At 68.9% G+C, this 16,966-nt stretch carries 13 protein-coding genes; 9 read left to right on the forward strand and 4 right to left on the reverse strand.

Features of this window, described 5'->3' with window-relative positions; all coding sequences use genetic code 11:
• Positions 1-81: 81 nt before the first annotated feature.
• The gene (ptsP, locus tag AZL_RS23870; RefSeq protein ID WP_012977009.1) at positions 82-2,655 is read right to left on the reverse strand and encodes a phosphoenolpyruvate--protein phosphotransferase; all 2,574 of its coding nucleotides are present in this window, start codon (positions 2,653-2,655) and stop codon (positions 82-84) included.
• Positions 2,656-2,985: 330 nt separating this feature from the next.
• Between ptsP and ptsG the strand changes: the two genes are divergently transcribed.
• The 3 genes from ptsG to nagA all read left to right on the forward strand — a co-directional run bounded on the left by ptsG (position 2,986) and on the right by nagA (position 7,200).
• A complete protein-coding gene (ptsG, locus tag AZL_RS23875) occupies positions 2,986-4,773 on the forward strand; it encodes a PTS glucose transporter subunit IIBC (protein ID WP_012977010.1) in 1,788 nt (595 codons plus the stop codon).
• 178 nt (positions 4,774-4,951) lie between these two features.
• Positions 4,952-6,040 (forward strand): SIS domain-containing protein, encoded by a 1,089-nt coding sequence (locus tag AZL_RS23880; protein ID WP_012977011.1) that lies wholly within the window; start codon positions 4,952-4,954, stop codon positions 6,038-6,040.
• Positions 6,040-7,200 carry an N-acetylglucosamine-6-phosphate deacetylase gene (gene nagA / locus AZL_RS23885; RefSeq protein WP_012977012.1) on the forward strand — a complete coding sequence of 387 codons (1,161 nt, stop codon included), beginning with the start codon at positions 6,040-6,042 and terminating at the stop codon, positions 7,198-7,200. Before AZL_RS23880 ends, nagA begins: the two co-directional genes overlap by 1 nt.
• Positions 7,201-7,294: 94 nt before the next feature.
• On the opposite strand, the gene AZL_RS23890 is transcribed toward nagA, so the two are convergent.
• Together AZL_RS23890 and AZL_RS23895 are read right to left on the reverse strand one after the other, a co-directional pair.
• The gene (locus tag AZL_RS23890; RefSeq protein ID WP_012977013.1) at positions 7,295-7,963 is read right to left on the reverse strand and encodes an HAD family hydrolase; all 669 of its coding nucleotides are present in this window, start codon (positions 7,961-7,963) and stop codon (positions 7,295-7,297) included.
• A 52-nt stretch (positions 7,964-8,015) separates the two neighbouring features.
• Positions 8,016-8,783, reverse strand: coding sequence for a GntR family transcriptional regulator (locus AZL_RS23895; RefSeq protein ID WP_012977014.1), 768 nt, complete (start codon positions 8,781-8,783; stop codon positions 8,016-8,018).
• A 201-nt stretch (positions 8,784-8,984) separates the two neighbouring features.
• On the opposite strand from AZL_RS23895, the gene AZL_RS23900 reads away from it, so the two are divergent.
• Both AZL_RS23900 and nagE read left to right on the forward strand, forming a co-directional pair.
• Positions 8,985-9,896 carry an N-acetylmuramic acid 6-phosphate etherase gene (locus AZL_RS23900; protein WP_012977015.1) on the forward strand — a complete coding sequence of 304 codons (912 nt, stop codon included), beginning with the start codon at positions 8,985-8,987 and terminating at the stop codon, positions 9,894-9,896.
• Positions 9,897-10,010: 114 nt separating this feature from the next.
• Complete coding sequence (gene nagE, locus AZL_RS23905) at positions 10,011-11,462, forward strand: N-acetylglucosamine-specific PTS transporter subunit IIBC (RefSeq protein WP_012977016.1); 1,452 nt, start codon at positions 10,011-10,013, stop codon at positions 11,460-11,462.
• 83 nt (positions 11,463-11,545) lie between these two features.
• Here nagE and AZL_RS23910 read toward each other — a convergent pair whose 3' ends face one another.
• The gene (locus AZL_RS23910; RefSeq protein WP_042445169.1) at positions 11,546-12,298 is read right to left on the reverse strand and encodes a GntR family transcriptional regulator; all 753 of its coding nucleotides are present in this window, start codon (positions 12,296-12,298) and stop codon (positions 11,546-11,548) included.
• A gap of 289 nt (positions 12,299-12,587) precedes the next feature.
• Here AZL_RS23910 and AZL_RS23915 point away from each other — a divergent pair, with 289 nt between their 5' ends.
• From AZL_RS23915 to AZL_RS23930, 4 genes are all read left to right on the forward strand, one after another.
• A complete protein-coding gene (locus tag AZL_RS23915) occupies positions 12,588-13,622 on the forward strand; it encodes an ABC transporter ATP-binding protein (RefSeq protein WP_012977018.1) in 1,035 nt (344 codons plus the stop codon).
• 60 nt (positions 13,623-13,682) lie between these two features.
• Complete coding sequence (locus tag AZL_RS23920; RefSeq protein ID WP_012977019.1) at positions 13,683-14,996, forward strand: ABC transporter substrate-binding protein; 1,314 nt, start codon at positions 13,683-13,685, stop codon at positions 14,994-14,996.
• 200 nt (positions 14,997-15,196) lie between these two features.
• Positions 15,197-16,114, forward strand: coding sequence for an ABC transporter permease (locus AZL_RS23925; RefSeq protein ID WP_012977020.1), 918 nt, complete (start codon positions 15,197-15,199; stop codon positions 16,112-16,114).
• 1 nt (position 16,115) lies between these two features.
• On the forward strand, positions 16,116-16,958 hold the full coding sequence (locus tag AZL_RS23930; RefSeq protein ID WP_012977021.1) for an ABC transporter permease: 843 nt from the start codon (positions 16,116-16,118) through the stop codon (positions 16,956-16,958).
• The last annotated feature ends 8 nt before the right edge of the window (positions 16,959-16,966 follow it).

The following is a 16,966-nucleotide window of genomic DNA, read 5'->3' on the forward strand; positions in this document are numbered from 1 at the left end:
GGCCGAGGCGGGCGAGATGGAACAGCCGCCGAACGCGGTCTCACACTGTTCCATCTCCCGAGTCGGGCGCCGGCCTTGCGCTCAGAGCGCCGGCCAGGCGGCCGCCACCAGCCGGCGGACCTCCTCGGCGCTGTCGGTGGCCAGCGCGGCTTCGGCGACGCGGCGGCAATCCTCCAGGCGCAGGATGCGGATGAAGGCCTTCAGATCGGCGATCACCGCCGGAGTCGCCGACAGTTCGGTCACCCCCAGCCCGATCAGCAGCGGCGCCGCCATCGGGTCGGAGGCGGAGCCGCCGCACACCGCGACCGTCCGGTCATGGACCTTCGCCCCGCTCACCGCCAGCTTGATCAGCCGCAGCACGCCCGGATGCAGCGCGTCGAGCTGGGCCGCCACATGCGGGTTGCCACGGTCCATCGCCAGCACATACTGGGTCAGGTCGTTGGTGCCGATGGACAGGAAGTCGGCCACCGCGCCGATGCGGTCGGCGATCAGCGCCGCCGCCGGCACCTCGATCATCGCGCCAAGCTCGATCGGTTCGGCGCGGCCGAGCTTCACCCGCTCCTCGTCCACCATCGCCCGCACCGCCAGCAGTTCGGACGGCGAGGCGATCATCGGCACCATGACGCGGCAGGCGCCCACCGGCCTCACCCGCAGGATGGCGCGGATCTGGGCGCGCAGCAGCTCCGGCTCGCGCAGGCCGACTCGGACGCCGCGCAGGCCGAGCACCGGATTTTCCTCCTTCGGCAGCGGCAGGTAGGACAGCGGCTTGTCGCCGCCGACATCCAGCGTGCGGATCACCAGCGGACGGCCCTCCAGCGCGTCGGCGATCTGCTGGTACTGCTGGTATTGCTCCTCCTCGGTCGGGGCGGACTGGCGTTCGAGGAAGAGGAACTCGGTGCGCAGCAGGCCGCAGCCCTCCGCCCCCTCGACCACGGCGCCGGGGGCGTCGCTGACCCGGCCCAGATTGGCGAACACCTCGATCCGGGTGCCGTCGGCCATGCGGCAATCCTCGCCGGCGCTCCGGCGGTTCTCCTCGCGGCGCGCGGCACGGGCGGCGACCGCCGTCCGGGTGGAGGCCAGCATGTCCTCGGGCGGGAAGACCAGCAGTTCGCCGCGGTTGCCGTCGATCACGACGGGGGCGCCGTCCGGCACCCGCTCCGCCTGCCGGCCGAGCGCCACCACGGTGGGCACGCCGAGTGCCGCCGCCAGGATGACGGCGTGGGAGGTCGGGCCGCCATGCACCATGCCGATGCCGGCCAGCCGCCCGGCCGGAACCCCGGCGAGGTCGGAGGGCAGGATCTCGTCGGCCAGCACGATGCTGCCGGGCGGCAGATCGGCCAGCCCGGCCTCTGGCTGCCCGCCCGACAGGGCGGTCAGCACCTGCTGTTGCAGGTCGCGCAGGTCGGCGGCGCGTTCAGCCATGCGCGGATCGGCCAGCCCGGCCAGCGCGTCGGCCTGAAGCTGCGCCGAGCGCTGCCACGACCATTCCGCGCTCTTGCCGTCGCGGATGTCGGCCAGCGCGTCGTCCAGCAGTTCCGGATCGTCGAGAAGCTCGCGGTGGGCCTGGAAGATGGCGGCATGCTCGGGCATGCGCTCCGCCGACCGGGCCAGCCCGGCGATCACGTCGTCCAGGGCCCGGCGCAGCCGCGGCTCCTCGATCGCCGGCCCGGCGCCCTGCTCCACCACGCGGATGGCGCTGCGGAAGCGGCGGACGACGCTGCCGACCGCCTGTCCCGGCACGGCGATGGTGCCCTTCACCAGCACCTCCTCGCCGGGGGCGAAGGGCGGGCCGATCTCCTCCTCGGCCGCGCGCTGGACGGGAATCGGGGCGGCGGGTGCCGGGGCCGCCGGGGTCTCCGCACCCACCGCGACGACCGGGTCGCCCAGGCCGCTGTCGATCAGCGCGGCGATGCCCTCGACCACGCTTCCGGCGCCGGGTCCGCCGGCGCGGATGGTCAGCCGGTCGCCCAGCACGGTGCCCAGCCCCATCAGGGCGACGACGCTCTTGGCGTTGGCGCTGCGGTCGCGGCACAGGATGGTGACGGTGCCGGGATGGGCCTTGGCGGCGGCGACCAGGGCAGCGGCCGGGCGGGCATGCAGGCCGTTGGCGATGCGCAGCGCCACCGTGCGCTCCGCCGTCTCGCCCGAGTCGGCGCTTGATGGGGCTGGGGCAGGGGCGGGGCCGGCATCGGCGCCGCTTCCCCCATGCACCGTCATCGCCGGCTCGCCGACGGCGATCTCGCGGTTCACCGACTGGCCGTCGACGGTGTAGCCGTCACTCACCACCACCATCATGCTGACCAGGCTCAGCGCCCGGCTTCCCACCAGATCCATGTCGAAGCTGATCAGGCGGTCGCCGGTCTTCACCGGCTGCCCGTCGCGGACATGGGCGGTGAAGCCTTCGCCATTCAGGCCGACGGTGTCGACCCCCAGATGCAGCAGCACCTCCGCCCCGCTGGCGGCGCGGACGGTGCAGGCGTGGCGCGCGCGGTGGACCGACAGCACGACGCCGTCGCAGGGGCTGCGCAGCTCGTTCACGGTCGGGTCGATGGCCATGCCGGTGCCGACCAGCCCCTGGGCGAAAGCCGGGTCGGGGACTTCGGTCAAGGGCATGGCCCATCCGGCCAGCGGAGCTGCAAGCGTGATCGCGGTCATGTTCGTTTGGTCCTCATTCTTGACGCTCCGGCCCCGACGGGCTGCCTCGCGCCGGACGGCCGTGATCCTCGCACGACCATCGAAACGTTTGTATGCGCGCAGACGCCGCATCGCCCAAGCGTAATTCTCGTTATAGATTATCGAAAGTTCCTGTCCGGGAAAGGAGGAAACCTGCGGCCAATCCGCGCCCCGTAGGGGATTTCGGGGATAGGCCGCATGCCCCCGTGCCGGTCCAAGTCGCCTATGCCGTGAAACCCGCCCGTGCTCCGGGTTGTCTTCCCATGCAGAACCGACGACGGTGCCGCCGCCGGACAAAATCGGAGAGCCGCCATGGCATTGAACCCTTTCGCCTTCTTACAGAAAATCGGTAAATCCCTGATGCTTCCGGTGGCGGTGCTTCCCGTCGCCGGTCTGCTGCTCGGCATCGGTGCGGCGAATTTCGAGTGGATGCCGCCACTGCTGTCGATGCTGATGAAGAATTCCGGCGACGTGATCTTCGGGAATCTCCCGCTGATCTTCGCCATCGGCGTGGCGTTGGGCTACACCGAGAATGATGGTGTGTCGGCCATCGCCGCCACCATCGGCTATATGGTGATGCTCGCCACCATGGGCGTGATGACCGGGGTCTGGGGCATGGAGCCCAAGACCATCATGGGCATCAAGGCCATGGAGACCGGCGTGTTCGGCGGCATCCTGGCCGGCGGTCTGGCGGCGGCGATGTTCAACCGCTTCTACAAGATCGCCCTTCCCGACTATCTCGGCTTCTTCGCCGGCAAGCGCTTCGTGCCGATCATCACGGCGCTGGCCGCCATCGTGCTGGGCGTCGTGCTGTCGGTGATCTGGCCGCCGGTGCAGGAGGGCATCAACAGCTTCTCGCGCTGGGCGGCGGTGAACGATCCGCGCCTGGCCGCGACCATCTACGGCTTCGTCGAACGCCTGCTGATCCCGTTCGGCCTGCACCACATCTGGAACGTGCCCTTCTTCTTCGAGATCGGATCCTTCCAGAACGCCGCCGGCCAGATCGTCCATGGCGACATCAACCGCTATTTCGCCGGCGACCCGACCGCCGGCATCCTGTCCGGCGCCTTCCTGTTCAAGATGTTCGGCCTGCCGGCCGCCGCCATCGCCATGTGGCACACCGCCAAGCCGGAAAACCGGGTGCGCGTCGGCGGCATCATGATCTCGGCGGCACTCACCTCCTTCCTGACCGGCATCACCGAGCCGATCGAGTTCAGCTTCCTGTTCCTGGCGCCGGTGCTCTACCTGATCCATGCGGTGCTGGCGGCGACCTCGCAGTTCATCATGAACTCGCTGGGCGCCCATATGGGCTTCACCTTCTCCCAGGGCGGCATCGACTTCGTGCTGTTCAACGCGCTCAGCCCGCTGTCGCAGAAATGGTGGCTGGTGCTGATCCTGGGGCCGATCTACGCGGCGATCTATTACGTCGTGTTCCGCTACACCATCCTGGCGCTGAACCTGAAGACCCCCGGCCGCGAGGACGTGACGGAGGGGGCCGGTGCCACCGCGACCGGCAGCGAGCGGGCGCGCGACCTCGTGCTGGCCTTCGGCGGGCGCGGCAACATCGGCAGCCTGGACGCCTGCATCACCCGCCTGCGGGTGGTGGTGAAGGATCCGGCCCGCGTCGATGACGCCAAGCTGCGCGGCATGGGCGCCTCGGGCGTCCTGCGGGTGCGTGACAGCGTGCAGGCGGTGTTCGGCACCCTGTCGGAAAATCTGAAGACGGAGATGCAGGAGTATCTGCGCGGCGCCGGCGCGGAAGCCGACGGTCCCGCCGCCGTCACGCCGGTTGCCGCGAAGCCGGTTGCGGTCCCGGCCCCGGCCGGGGCACCGGCACCGACCGACCGCGCCACCGGCATCGCCGAGGCGCTGGGCGGGGCCGCCAACATCAAGACGCTGGTCGCCTTCGCCACCACCCGTCTGCGGGTCGAGCTGGCCGATGGCGGCAAGGCGGATGCCGAGGCGTTGAAGCTGGCCGGTGTCCGCGCGGTGATGGGGCTGGGCGCCAATGGCTTCGACCTCCTCGTCGGCAACGACGCCGACGTGCTGGCCGGTGAGGTGAATGGCCTGCTGACCGGTGGGCGCCGCGCCGCCGAATAACGGCTGGCCCGTCTGGTATTCGACTGGTTCCATCATGCGGCGCGACCTTTCCTGGTCGCGCCGCTTTTCTTTTGCGCATGACAGCGGCGATGATGGCGAGATTCTACCAATGGACGCTGGCCTCCGGGGCAAGAAGGTCTTACATTGGTATCTATAGCAGCCAATCGCGAGCGCCGCCATGACTGATCCGGGCCTTCCACAATCCAGCTCCCCCCGCACCACGCCGCCGACGCCTCCTCCGATGGCGGCTCCCCTGATGGCGGTGGAGGCGGCGGAGGCCCCCGCCGTGGTGACCCGGCAGATCGAGCGCTGCGGCGCCGGCTTCGCCGCACTGGGCGAGCGCCTGCGCCGCGATCCGCCGCGCTTCGTGGTCACCTGCGCCCGCGGCAGCTCCGACCATGCCTCGGCCTATGGCAAATATCTGATCGAGACGCGGCTCGGCCGGGCGGTCGCCTCGATCGGGCCGTCCATCGCCTCGGTCTATGGCGGCCATCTCAGCCTGGAAGGCGCGCTGTTCATCGCCGTGTCGCAGTCGGGGCGCAGCCCGGACCTGCTGCGTCTGGTCGAGGTGGCGAAGGCCGGCGGCGCGCTGGTGGTCGGCTTCGTCAATGCCGAGGACTCGCCGCTGGCGGAGATGTGCGACCATTTCCTGCCGCTGTCGGCCGGACCGGAACGCAGCGTCGCCGCGACGAAATCCTGCGTCGCCTCGCTGGCCGCCTATCTGCAACTGGTGGCGCATTGGCAGGACGACCCGGCGCTGAAGGCGGTGCTGGCGGCCCTGCCAGACACGCTGGAGGCGGCGAAGGGGCTGGACTGGAAGCCGGCGCTGATGCCGCTCGCCAAGGCCGCGAACCTCTATGTGCTCGGGCGTGGCGTCGGCTTTGGCGCGGCGCTGGAGATGGCGCTGAAATTCAAGGAGACCTGCCGCCTGCATGCCGAGGCCTTCAGCGCGGCGGAGGTCGTCCATGGTCCGCTGGCGCTGGTCGGCCCCGGCTTCCCGGTGCTGGCCCTGACCCAGGCGGATGCGGCTGAGCCGCACACCCGCGCGGTGGTGGAGCGCATCGTCGGGCTGGGGGCCGCCGTCGCCACCACCGAAAGCGGGCTTGCCGGCACCACCCCGCTGCCCAGCCTGTCGGGGATCGCGCCGGAGGCGGCGCCGCTGGCGGCGTTGCAGAGCTTCTACGGTGCGGTCCACGAACTGGCGCTGGCCCGTGGCATCGATCCCGACAGCCCGCCCAACCTTGCCAAAGTGACGAAGACCGTCTGATGCGACAGCTCCTGACCGGCGCCCGGATTTTCACGGGCGAGACCATCCTCGACGGCCGCGGCCTGCTGGTCGGGGATGGCCGCATCCTCGACATCGTCGCCCCCGGCCGCACCCCGCCCGGCGTCGACCGGATCGTGACGCTGGAGGCGGGCGACCTGCTGGCCCCCGGCTTCCTCGACATCCAGGTCAATGGCGGCGGTGGCGTGCTGTTCAACGAGCGGCCGACGCTGGAGGCGACGCTGGCCATCGCTGCGGCGCACCGGCGCTTCGGCACCACCGGGCTGCTGCCGACCATCATCACCGACACCCCCGACCGTCACCGCGCCGCCGCCGAGGCGGTGGTCGCGGCGGTGGCGCGGCCGGGCAGCGGTGTGTTGGGCATCCATTTCGAGGGCCCCTTCATCAGCCCGCAGCGGGTGGGCGCCCATGATCCGCGCTTCGTCCGCGCGCCGGACGAGGGTGATCTCGCCTTCATCGGCGGGCTGCCGGCGCGGATGCCGGACGGGCGGGTGCTCCTGACCCTGGCGCCGGAATGTGTGGAGGACGCGGCGCTGTCGCGGTTGATGGCGGCCGGGGTGATCCTGTCGGTCGGCCATACGATGGCGAGCGCCGAACGGGCGGTCGAGGCCTTCGATCTCGGCGTGCGCGGGGTGACGCATCTCTACAACGCCATGCCCGGCATCGCCAACCGGCAGCCGGGGCCGGCCGGGGCGGCGCTGGGTGACGGGCGGCCCTGGTGCGGTCTGATCGCCGACGGCCACCATGTCCACCCGTTGATGATGCGGGCGGCGCTGGCCGCCCGGCCGCGCGGCCGGATGATGCTGGTGACCGACGCCATGCCGCCGACCGGCACCGATGCCGACCGCTTCGAGCTGAACGGCCGGACGATCTACCGGCGCGACGGGCGGCTGGTGCTGGCCGACGGCACGCTGGCCGGCGCCGATCTCGACATGGCGACGGCGGTGCGCAATGCCGGGAAGCTGATCGGCCTGCCGCTGGAGGAGTCGCTGCGCATGGCGTCGCTCTATCCGGCGGAATTCCTGGGGATGGCGGGTGAGCGTGGGCGCATCGCGCCGGGCTGGCGGGCCGATCTGGCGCTGCTGCGGCCCGATTTGACGGTCAGGGGGACTTGGGTGGAGGGGGAGTGGCGGGAGGCTTAGGGTTGGCAGGTATCGGCTGACGATGCCCCACCTTGCCTCCCCCGCTGGGCGGGGGGAGGCAAGGTGGGGGCTAAGGAGGCTAACGCTGCAAGGATCAGTTCCCAACCGCCAGAATCTCCAGCCCATCCTGGTCCACCCGCACCCGCAGCGCCGTCAGGTCGGGCAGGCACAGATTATCCCCCAGCTCATGCGCCGGCAGGGTGGTGGTCAGCGCGACCGCCCAGGCGCCGGCGGCATGGCCGGCCTCCAGCCCGGCCGGGGCATCCTCGAACACCACGGTCTCGCGCGGGTCGAAGCCCAGCCTTTCGGCTGCGGTGCGGTAGCCCTCGGGGTGGGGCTTGCCGTGGGTGACCATGTCGGCGCCGATCAGCAGGTCGGGCAGGGGCAGGCCGGCCTGGCCGATGCGCTTGCGCGCCATGTCCCGCGGAGCGGAGGTCACCACCGCCCAACGGTGGCGCGGCAGCGATTGCAAAAGCTCAAGGGCGCCGGGGACGGCGCGCACGCCTTCGGTGTCGTTGGTGTAGCACTCCTCCACCAGACGCACCTCCTCCTCGATGTCGGTGCCGGCGGGGGCGAAGCGGCGGACGGTCTCGATGCTGCGGACGCCGTGGCAGACGGCGAGGATGGCGTCCGGATCCAGATCGTGCCGGGCGGCCCAGCGGCGCCAGGAGCGCTCCACCGGGCCTTTGGTGTCGATCAGGGTTCCGTCCATGTCGAACAGGATGGCGCCGACACGGAGCGGGGTATCAAGGGCAGGCTTCATCGCACGCTCTCGGTTGTAGTCTCTGTGCGTGGGAGGGACTGGCCCGGAGGGATCAGACCAGCGACAGCTCCACGACGAAGTCATAGGCGTCGCCGCGGTAGTGGGAACGGACGAACTCCAGCGGGGTTCCGTTCTCCAGAAAGGTGCGGCGTTCAATGTAGAGGGCCGGCGCACCGTCCGGAACCCCCAACAGCGCCGCCTGATCCACCGGCAGGCGAATGGCAGACAAGCGTTGCAGCGCACGGAAGGGCGGATGCCCGCGCCCGCGCAACGTTTCGTACAGGGAGCCCTGCACCAGATCGGGGTCGGGCAGGATGCGGGTCGGCAGCACGCTGAGCTCGATGGCGAGCGGGATGCCGTCGGCCAGACGCAGCCGGTGCAGCCGCACCACCTCCGCCCCCGGACTGAGCCCCAGCGCCATCGCCTCCTCCGGGGTCGCGGTGGCGACGGTGCGGCCGAGCCAGCGCGATTCCGGCCTCAACCCGCGCCCCCCGATGTCCTCGGTGAAGCTGGTCAGGGCCGACAGCCGCTGTTCGACATGGGGGCTGCGGTTGATGAAGGTGCCGGCGCCCTGGCGCTGATGCAGCAGCCCCTCGGCGATCAGTTCGCGCAGGGCCTTGCGCACGGTGACGCGCGAGACGCCGAAGGCTTCCGCCAGTTCCCGTTCGCCGGGCAGGGCGTCCTGCTCGGCCAGCCGGCCTTCGACGATCAGCGTCCGCAGATGCCGTGCCAGTTGCAGATACAGCGGAAGGGGCAGGGCATCCGATAGGGCGGCCGGATCGAAGGGGGGCAGGGCCGCGGTGGCGGCGGCTGTGGACATCGGCAACCACTCCAGAGGTCTGGGATCAGCATGATACCACTGAAAGGCCTTTGGGCAACAGCACCCCGGCCATGTTTCCGAAATGGCGCAGGATTGTGACCAGTTTAAGATTGCGAACTGTCCCGGTTTTGATATTCTGCCCATACAGTCCAATCTAATACCACCAACATCCGGACCAGGGTCCGGAACGGAGCCGGAGCAATGGCGGGCGGCACGGAGGATGCGGCGAACCGATACAGTCGGCTGGATGTCTGGCCGGCGGCCGAACTGATGACCGCCCTGTGGGAGGGCCAGACGCGCGCGCTCGCCGCCTGTGCGCCGGCCTTGCCCCATGTCGCCGCCGCCGTCGAGGCCGCCGCAAGCCGGCTGTCCGGCGGGCGCGGCCGTCTGGTCTATGCCGGCGCCGGATCGTCCGCGATGGTGGCGGCGCTGGACGGGCTCGATCTGGGGCCGACCTTCGATTGGCCGGCGGGGCGGCTGGTCCTGTTGATCGCCGGCGGGCTCGACCTGACGCGCGGTCTGGCCGGCGCGGCGGAGGATGACGAGCAGGCGGGGCGGGGCGATGCCGGGCGGGCGGGGATTTCCGCCGCCGATGTGGTGGTCGGCCTGTCGGCCAGCGGGGCCAGCGCCTACACCGTCGGTGTCCTGCGCGCGGCGCGGGAGGCGGGGGCGCTGACCATGGGCATCGCCAGCAGCGCCGGATCGCCGCTGCTGGAGGCGGTGGAGCATCCGGTTCTGACCGTGACCGGGGCGGAGGTGATCGCCGGCTCCACCCGGCTCGGCGCCGGCACCGCCCAGAAGGTGGTGCTCAATCTGTTCTCGACCGGCGTCATGACGGCGCTCGGCACCGTCTACGACAATCTGATGATCAATGTCCGGCCGGAGAACGCCAAGCTGCGCCGCCGCTGCGCCGCCATGGTCGCCCGCATTGCCGGGGTGGACGAGGATGCCGCCGGCGCCGCGCTGGAGCGGCATGGCGAGGTGCGCCGCGCCGTTCTCGGGTTGGGCGGGCTGGAGCCGGCCGATATCGACCGGCTGCTGGCCGAAACCGGCGGCAATCTGCGCAAGGCGATGGAGCGGGCCAAATCCATCGCGCCGAATCCATCGCCATGAAGAAGACCTGAAAAGGGGCGGCGGCGCTCAGGGAGGCGTCCGACCGCCGATCGCCAACCATCTTGTCGGCCCGGCCGCCTGAGGCCGGAGCCCGTTGCACTGGGAGACGTCCGAATGTCTGCTGAACGTTTGTCGGGCGACCGTTTTTCGGGCGTCCAGAGGCTTGGTCGGGCACTGATGCTGCCGATCGCCGTGCTGCCCATCGCCGGGCTGCTGCTGCGCATCGGCCAGCCCGACCTGCTGAACATCGCCTTCATCGCCGCGGCGGGCGACGCCGTCTTTTCCAACCTGGGTGTGCTGTTCGCCGTCGGCATCGCCATCGGCTTCGCCCGTGAGAACCATGGGGCGGCCGGCCTGGCCGGCGCCGTCGGTTATTTCGTGGCGGTCAAGGGCGCCGTCGTGCTGAGCGGCGTCGCGCCCGAGCTGGTCGCCAAGATGTCCAGCCGCATCAGCATTCCGGTCGGCATCCTGATCGGCATCATCGCCGGCCAGCTCTACAACAAGTACAAGGACATCAAGCTGCCGGACTATCTCGCCTTCTTCGGCGGGCGGCGCTTCGTGCCCATCGTCACCGGTCTGGCGGCGCTGGGCATCGCGCTGGTCTTCGGCTATGGCTGGCCGGTCGTCGATTCCGGCCTGACCGCGTTGACCACCGGTGTCCTGGGGCTGGGCGAGTTCGGCCTGTTCCTCTATGGCGTGCTGAACCGCATCCTGATCATCACCGGCCTGCACCACATCATCAACAACATCGCCTGGTTCCTGCTGGGCGATTACCAGGGCGTGACCGGCGACCTCAACCGCTTCTTCAAGGGCGATCCGACGGCCGGCGCCTTCATGGCCGGTTTCTTTCCGGTGATGATGTTCGGCCTGCCCGCCGCCTGCCTCGCCATGTATCACAGCGCCAAGCCGGAGAACCGCGCGGCGGTCGGCGGCGTGCTGCTGTCGATGGCGCTGACCGCCTTCCTGACCGGCGTGACCGAGCCGGTCGAATTCGCCTTCATCTTCCTGGCCCCGGCGCTGTTCGCCGTCCATGCCGTGCTGACCGGCCTGTCGATGGTGCTGATGGACGTGCTGAACGTGAAGCTGGGCTTCGGCTTCTCGGCCGGTCTGTTCGACTATGTGCTGAATTACGGCAAGGCGACCAACCCGATCCTGCTGCTGCCGGTGGGGGCCGTCTATTTCGCCGTCTATTACGGGCTGTTCCGCTTCGTCATCCAGCGCTTCGACCTGAAGACGCTGGGCCGCGACGATGCCGCCATCCCGGCCGGCCAGGAGCCCGCCGCCACCGGAGCCCGCGGATCGAGCGCCACCGACCGGGCCGGCGCCTATGTCGCCGCCCTCGGCGGGGCCGGCAACCTGCGTTCGGTGGAGGCTTGCACGACGCGTCTGCGCCTGAACGTCGCCGACGCCAGCCGGGTGAACGAGGTGGAGCTGAAACGGATCGGCGCCCGCGGCGTGGTGAAGCCGTCGGCCAACTCCGTCCAGGTGATCGTCGGTCCGATCGCCGACCAGCTGGCCGGCGAGATCCAGGAGTCGCTGAACACATCGGCGGGTGTGCGGGTCTGATCGCAGGCCGATCGTTCCGCTGATGGGAAAGCCCCGGTTCCTCGTGGAACCGGGGCTTTTCCTTTGTCGGAGCCTGGCTGCCGTCAGGCCGGTTCCGGTTCGTCGGCGAAGATCGCCTTCAGATCGATGCGGGTCTCGGGCTTGGCTTCCAGATCCAGCTGGCGTTCCACCTCGTCGAGATGATCGATCATCAGCGCCGTCGCCTCGCCGGGCCGGTTGCCGATCAGGGCGGCGATCAGGCGGCGATGGTCGTCGGCCGAGCAGGTATGCGACGCCCGCCGCTCGAACGCCGCGATGGCGAGGCTGGAGCGGTCGATCAGGTCGGTCAGGATGCCGGCCAGTGTCGCGTTGCCGGCGAACTCGGCCAGCAGCAGGTGGAACTGGCCGGACAGGCGGATCATCGCCTTGCGGTCGGCGGCGCGTTCCGCCGCATCCTCCAGCGCGCCATGGCCACGCAGCCGGTCCAGCATGTCGTCGGGCAAGGGGCGTGGCAGCCGTTCGAGCCGCTCCATGATCGCCCGTTCGATCACGCGACGGGCCTCGAACACTTCGCGCGCCTCCTTCGGCGTCGGCTTGGCGACGAAGGCGCCGCGGTTGGGGATCAGCGTGACCACCCGCCGCTGTGCCAGCAGAAGCAGCACCTTGCGCACCCGTTCGCGGCTGACACCGAACGCCTCTGCCAGGCTTTCCTCCGTCAGCTTGGTGCCCGGCGGCAGGCGGCGGTCGGCGATCGCCTCGCCGATGCTGCGGACGATGCGGGCCTCGGCACCGCCACGGGTGGCGGTGCGGGCGCGGGGCGTGCGGCGGGGCGGCTTGGCGGGGGCTGTGCTGGTCATCGGCGGATAAGACGCTTTTGTCGGTGTACAGGAAACGCTCCGAGAATTGTGCACAAAGTGGGCCATGACGGGAACCGCAATCCCCCGATCGGTTTGGCGAAGGACACCGGGGTTGAAAATGCCTAAATTGACGCCACTGGGTCTGATCCCTGCGCAAATGCTGTTCTGTTGCGCAAAGCGATCCTCCTGGATCGCCCATTTCCCGCCATTCCACCGCTGGCACGCGACATGCAGAAGGCGGAACGGTCACAAACGACCGCACGGATTGTGCACAATTCTGGAGGCTCCGATGACGGCGGGTTCAACGGTCGAGCTGGTGAAGCTGCGCAAGGCCTATGGTGGGACCGTGGCGGTGGACGGCATCGATCTGCGGATCGCCGCCGGATCCTATTGCTGCCTGCTGGGGCCGAGCGGCTGCGGCAAGACCTCCACCTTGCGGATGATCGCCGGGCATGAGGACATCACCGACGGCGACCTGCTGATCGGCGACAGCGTGGTCAACGACGATCCGCCGGCCAAGCGCGGCACGGCGATGATGTTCCAGAGCTACGCCCTGTTCCCGCATCTGGACTGCACCGACAATGTCGCCTTCAGCCTGAAGATGAAGGGGGTGGCGAAGGAGGAGCGGCGGCGGCGGGCGGCCGAGATGCTGGACCTCGTCGACATGGGTAAATATGCCGGGCGCCTGCCGGCTCAGCTGTCGGGCGGCCAACAGCAGCGGGTGGCGCTGGCCCGCGCCCTGATCACCCGGCCGGGCGTGCTGTTGCTGGACGAGCCGCTGTCGGCGCTCGACCCGTTCCTGCGGGTGCGCATGCGCGAGGAGTTGAAGCGCCTGCACCGCGACATCGGCATCACCTTCATCCACGTCACCCACAGCCAGACCGAGGCGATGGCGCTGGCCGATCTCGCCGTGGTGATGAACCAGGGCCGCATCGAACAGGCCGGGCCGCCGCGCGAGCTGTTCAACCAGCCGCGCACCGCCTTCGTCGCCCGCTTCATCGGCGGCCACAATGTCATCGAAGCCGGCGCGATCCATAGCGGTGCGATGGCGGGCGGAGTGGCGGGCGATGCCGGTCGTTGCGCCGTGCGCGCCGACCGCATCCTGTTGGGCGGCGCCGACCTGCCGGCGGAGATCCAGGTGGAGGGCACGGTGCGCGCGCTGGAGTATCACGGCGCCTCCGTCCATCTCAGCCTCGACGTTCCCGGCGCCGACGAGTTCGCCGTCGTGTTGGACGAGGCCCGTTATTTCGACGCGCCGGTCGGCGTGGGCGAGCGCGTGCGCGCCGGCTGGAGCCGCCGCGACGTCCACCCGCTGGTGGCCTGATCCCTTTTCAAAACGCCTGCTCAAACAAAAACACGTGACGAACAGACTGGAGGCTCAGCGATGACCGACACCCGTACTCCTTCGAAGCCGTCAAACTCCGTCGCCGGCGTCAGCCGCCGCACCCTGCTGAAGGGCTCCGCCGCCGTTGCCGGTGCCGCCGTCGGCTCCGGCGCCATCACCGGCTTTCCGACCATCTGGGCGCAGAACATCAAGAACGTCACCCTGCGCCAGTTCGGCACCGGCGTGTCGAACCTGAACGCCGTCGCCGACAAGGTGAAGGAGGATCTGGGCTTCACCTTGCAGATGACGGCGCTGGATTCCGACGCGGTGACCCAGCGCGCGGTGACGCAGCCGAAATCCTACGATATCGCCGACATCGAATACTGGATCGGCAAGAAGGTCTTCCCGGCCGGCGTCATGCAGCCGATGGACGTGAAGAAGATCAAGAATTTCGACAAGATCGTCCCGATCTTCATCACCGGCAAGCTGACGCCGGACAGCGCCATCGCCCAGGGCACCGCCCCCCACACGGTCGGCTTCGTCGAGGGCAAGGACAGCACCAAGTTCGCCAAGGCGCCGACAGACTGGATGACGCTGATCCCGACCATCTACAACGCCGACACGCTGGGCATCCGCCCCGATCTGGTCGGCCGTCCGATCTCCAGCTGGACGGATCTGCTCGACCCCGCCTTCAAGGGCAAGGCGTCGCTGCTGAACATCCCGTCGATCGGCATCATGGACGCCGCCATGGTCTGCGAGGCGATGGGTGAGATCAAATATGGCGACAAGGGCAACATGACCAAGGAGGAGATCGACAAGACCCTCAAGATCATGACCGACGCCAAGAAATCCGGCCAGTTCCGCGCCTTCTGGAAGACCTTCGACGAGAGCGTCAATCTGATGTCGTCGGGTGAGGTCATCATCCAGTCGATGTGGTCGCCCGCCGTCGCCGCCGTGCGCGCCAAGGGCATCCAGTGCGTCTACCAGCCGCTGAAGGAGGGCTATCGCGCCTGGGGCGGCGGTCTTGGCATCGCCAAGCATCTGAGCGGGCTGGAGCTGGAGGCGGCCTATGAATACATCAACTGGTATCTGTCGGGCTGGGTCGGCGCCTATCTGAACCGCCAGGGCTATTATTCCGCCGTGCTCGATACCGCCAAGCAGCATATGTCGGCCGACGAATGGGCCTTCTGGATGGAGGGCCAGCCGGCCAAGACCGACATCCTCAGCCCCGAGGGCAAGGTGATGGAGAAGGCCGGCGCGGTGCGCGACGGCGGCTCGTTCCAGGACCGCATGGGCCGCGTCGCCTGCTGGAACGCGGTGATGGACGAGGACCGCTACATGGTCCGCAAGTGGAACGAGTTCATCGCGGCTTAATGTTTGCGGTTGCCGGGCATCCCCTCTCCCCCCTGGGGAGAGGGTTAGGGTGAGGGGGAAGCGTGGCGAGGATCTTCAAGCGTCGCGCACTCTCCGCTCCCTATTACGCCCACGCAATGCATCCCCCTCACCCCGACCCTCTCCCCGGGGGGGAGAGGGGGATTCTCGTGAACTCCCACCAACCCGCAGGACACCCGCCGATGACCCTGACCGCCGAAACGCCCCGACCGTCCGCCACGGCCGCCGCCGGCAGGGCGCGGCGTGGCCGCCTGTTGCCGCGCGTCGCCCCCTATCTCCAGGCGGCGCCGCTGACCGTCACGCTGCTGCTGTTCCTGCTGGTGCCGATCCTGACCATCGTCGCGGTCAGCTTCTGGGATTACGACAGCGTGCGCATCTACCCGGACTTCGTGCTGACCAACTATGTCGAGCTGCTGACCTCGCCGGTCACCTGGAAGACCTATCTGAACACGCTGAAATATGCCGTCCTCACCTGGGCGATCACGCTCGGCATCGGTTTCACCGTCGCCTATTTCCTGGCCTTCCACGTGCGCTCCACCACCTGGCAGATGGTGCTGTTCCTGGTCTGCACCATTCCGTTCTGGACCTCCAACATCATCCGGATGATCTCGTGGATCCCGTTCCTGGGACGCAACGGGCTGCTGAATTCCGGCCTGATCTCCGCCGGGATCATCGACCGGCCGCTGGAGTTCCTGCTGTTCTCCGACTTCTCGGTCGTGCTGGCCTTCGTCCATCTCTATGCGCTGTTCATGGTGGTGCCGATCTTCAATTCGATGATGCGCATCGACCGCGCCCTGATCGAGGCGGCGCGCGACGGCGGCGCCAGTGCGGCGCAGACGCTGTGGAACGTCATCCTGCCGCTGACCAAGCCCGGCATCGCCATCGGTTCCATTTTCGTCGTCACGCTGGTGATGGGCGACTTCATCACCGTGCGGCTGATGAGCGGCGGGCAGAGCGCCTCCATCGGCCTGATGATCGCCAACGAGATCTCGCTGCTGCAATATCCGGCCGCCGCCGCCAACGCCGTTGTGCTGCTGGCCGTCGTCCTGATCATGGTGGTGGCGATGCTGCGCGTCGTCGACATCCGCAAGGAGCTGTGAGATGAACACCTCGCGCCGCGGCCTGTCCTTCCATCTGCTGGCCGGCTTCTTCGTCCTGTTCGTGCTGTTCCTCTACGGCCCGACCGCCACCATCCTGGTTCTGTCCTTCCAGGGGCCGGAGGGCGGCCTGACCTTCCCGATGAACGGCGTCTCGCTGCACTGGTTCCGCAACCTGTTCGAACAGCAGGCGGTGGGCGATTTCGGCGGCTCCTTCCGGCGGTCGATCGCGTTGGGGCTGATGGTGATGGTGCTGACCGTGCTGTTCTCGGTGCTGGCCGGCTTCGCCTTCCGCCGCCGTTTCCGCGGCAGCGGCGCCCTGTTCTATCTCGCCGTCGCCAGCCTGATCGTGCCGTCGATCCTGGTCAGCCTGGGCATCGGCCTGTTCTTCAACATCCTGGGGCTGGAGCCGTCCTGGTACGGCTCGGCGCTGGGGGCGCATCTGACCTGGACGCTGCCCTTCGGTCTGCTGATCGTCTTCGCCATCTTCAACCGTTTCAACCCGGCCTATGAGGAGGCGGCGCGCGACCTGGGCGCTTCGCCCTGGCAGACGGTGCGCCATGTCGTGCTGCCGATCCTGCTGCCCAGCCTGATCGGCGTCGGGCTGTTCGGCTTCACCCTGTCCTATGACGAGTTCGCCCGCACCCTGATGACCGCCGGCAGCTTCAACACCCTGCCGCTGGAGATCTACGGCATGACCACCAACGTCACCACGCCGGTGCTCTATGCGCTGGGGTCGCTGACGACGGTCTTCTCCTTCACCGTGATCGGCCTGTTCTTCCTGGGCCTGATCCTGCTGCGCCGCAATCGCCTGCGCCGTAACCGTTTCCCTGTGGCCGGCACCTGAGGATTTCC

It is taken from the genome of Azospirillum sp. B510 (genome assembly GCF_000010725.1).
In the GTDB taxonomy this organism is placed as follows: Bacteria; Pseudomonadota; Alphaproteobacteria; order Azospirillales; family Azospirillaceae; genus Azospirillum; species Azospirillum lipoferum_B.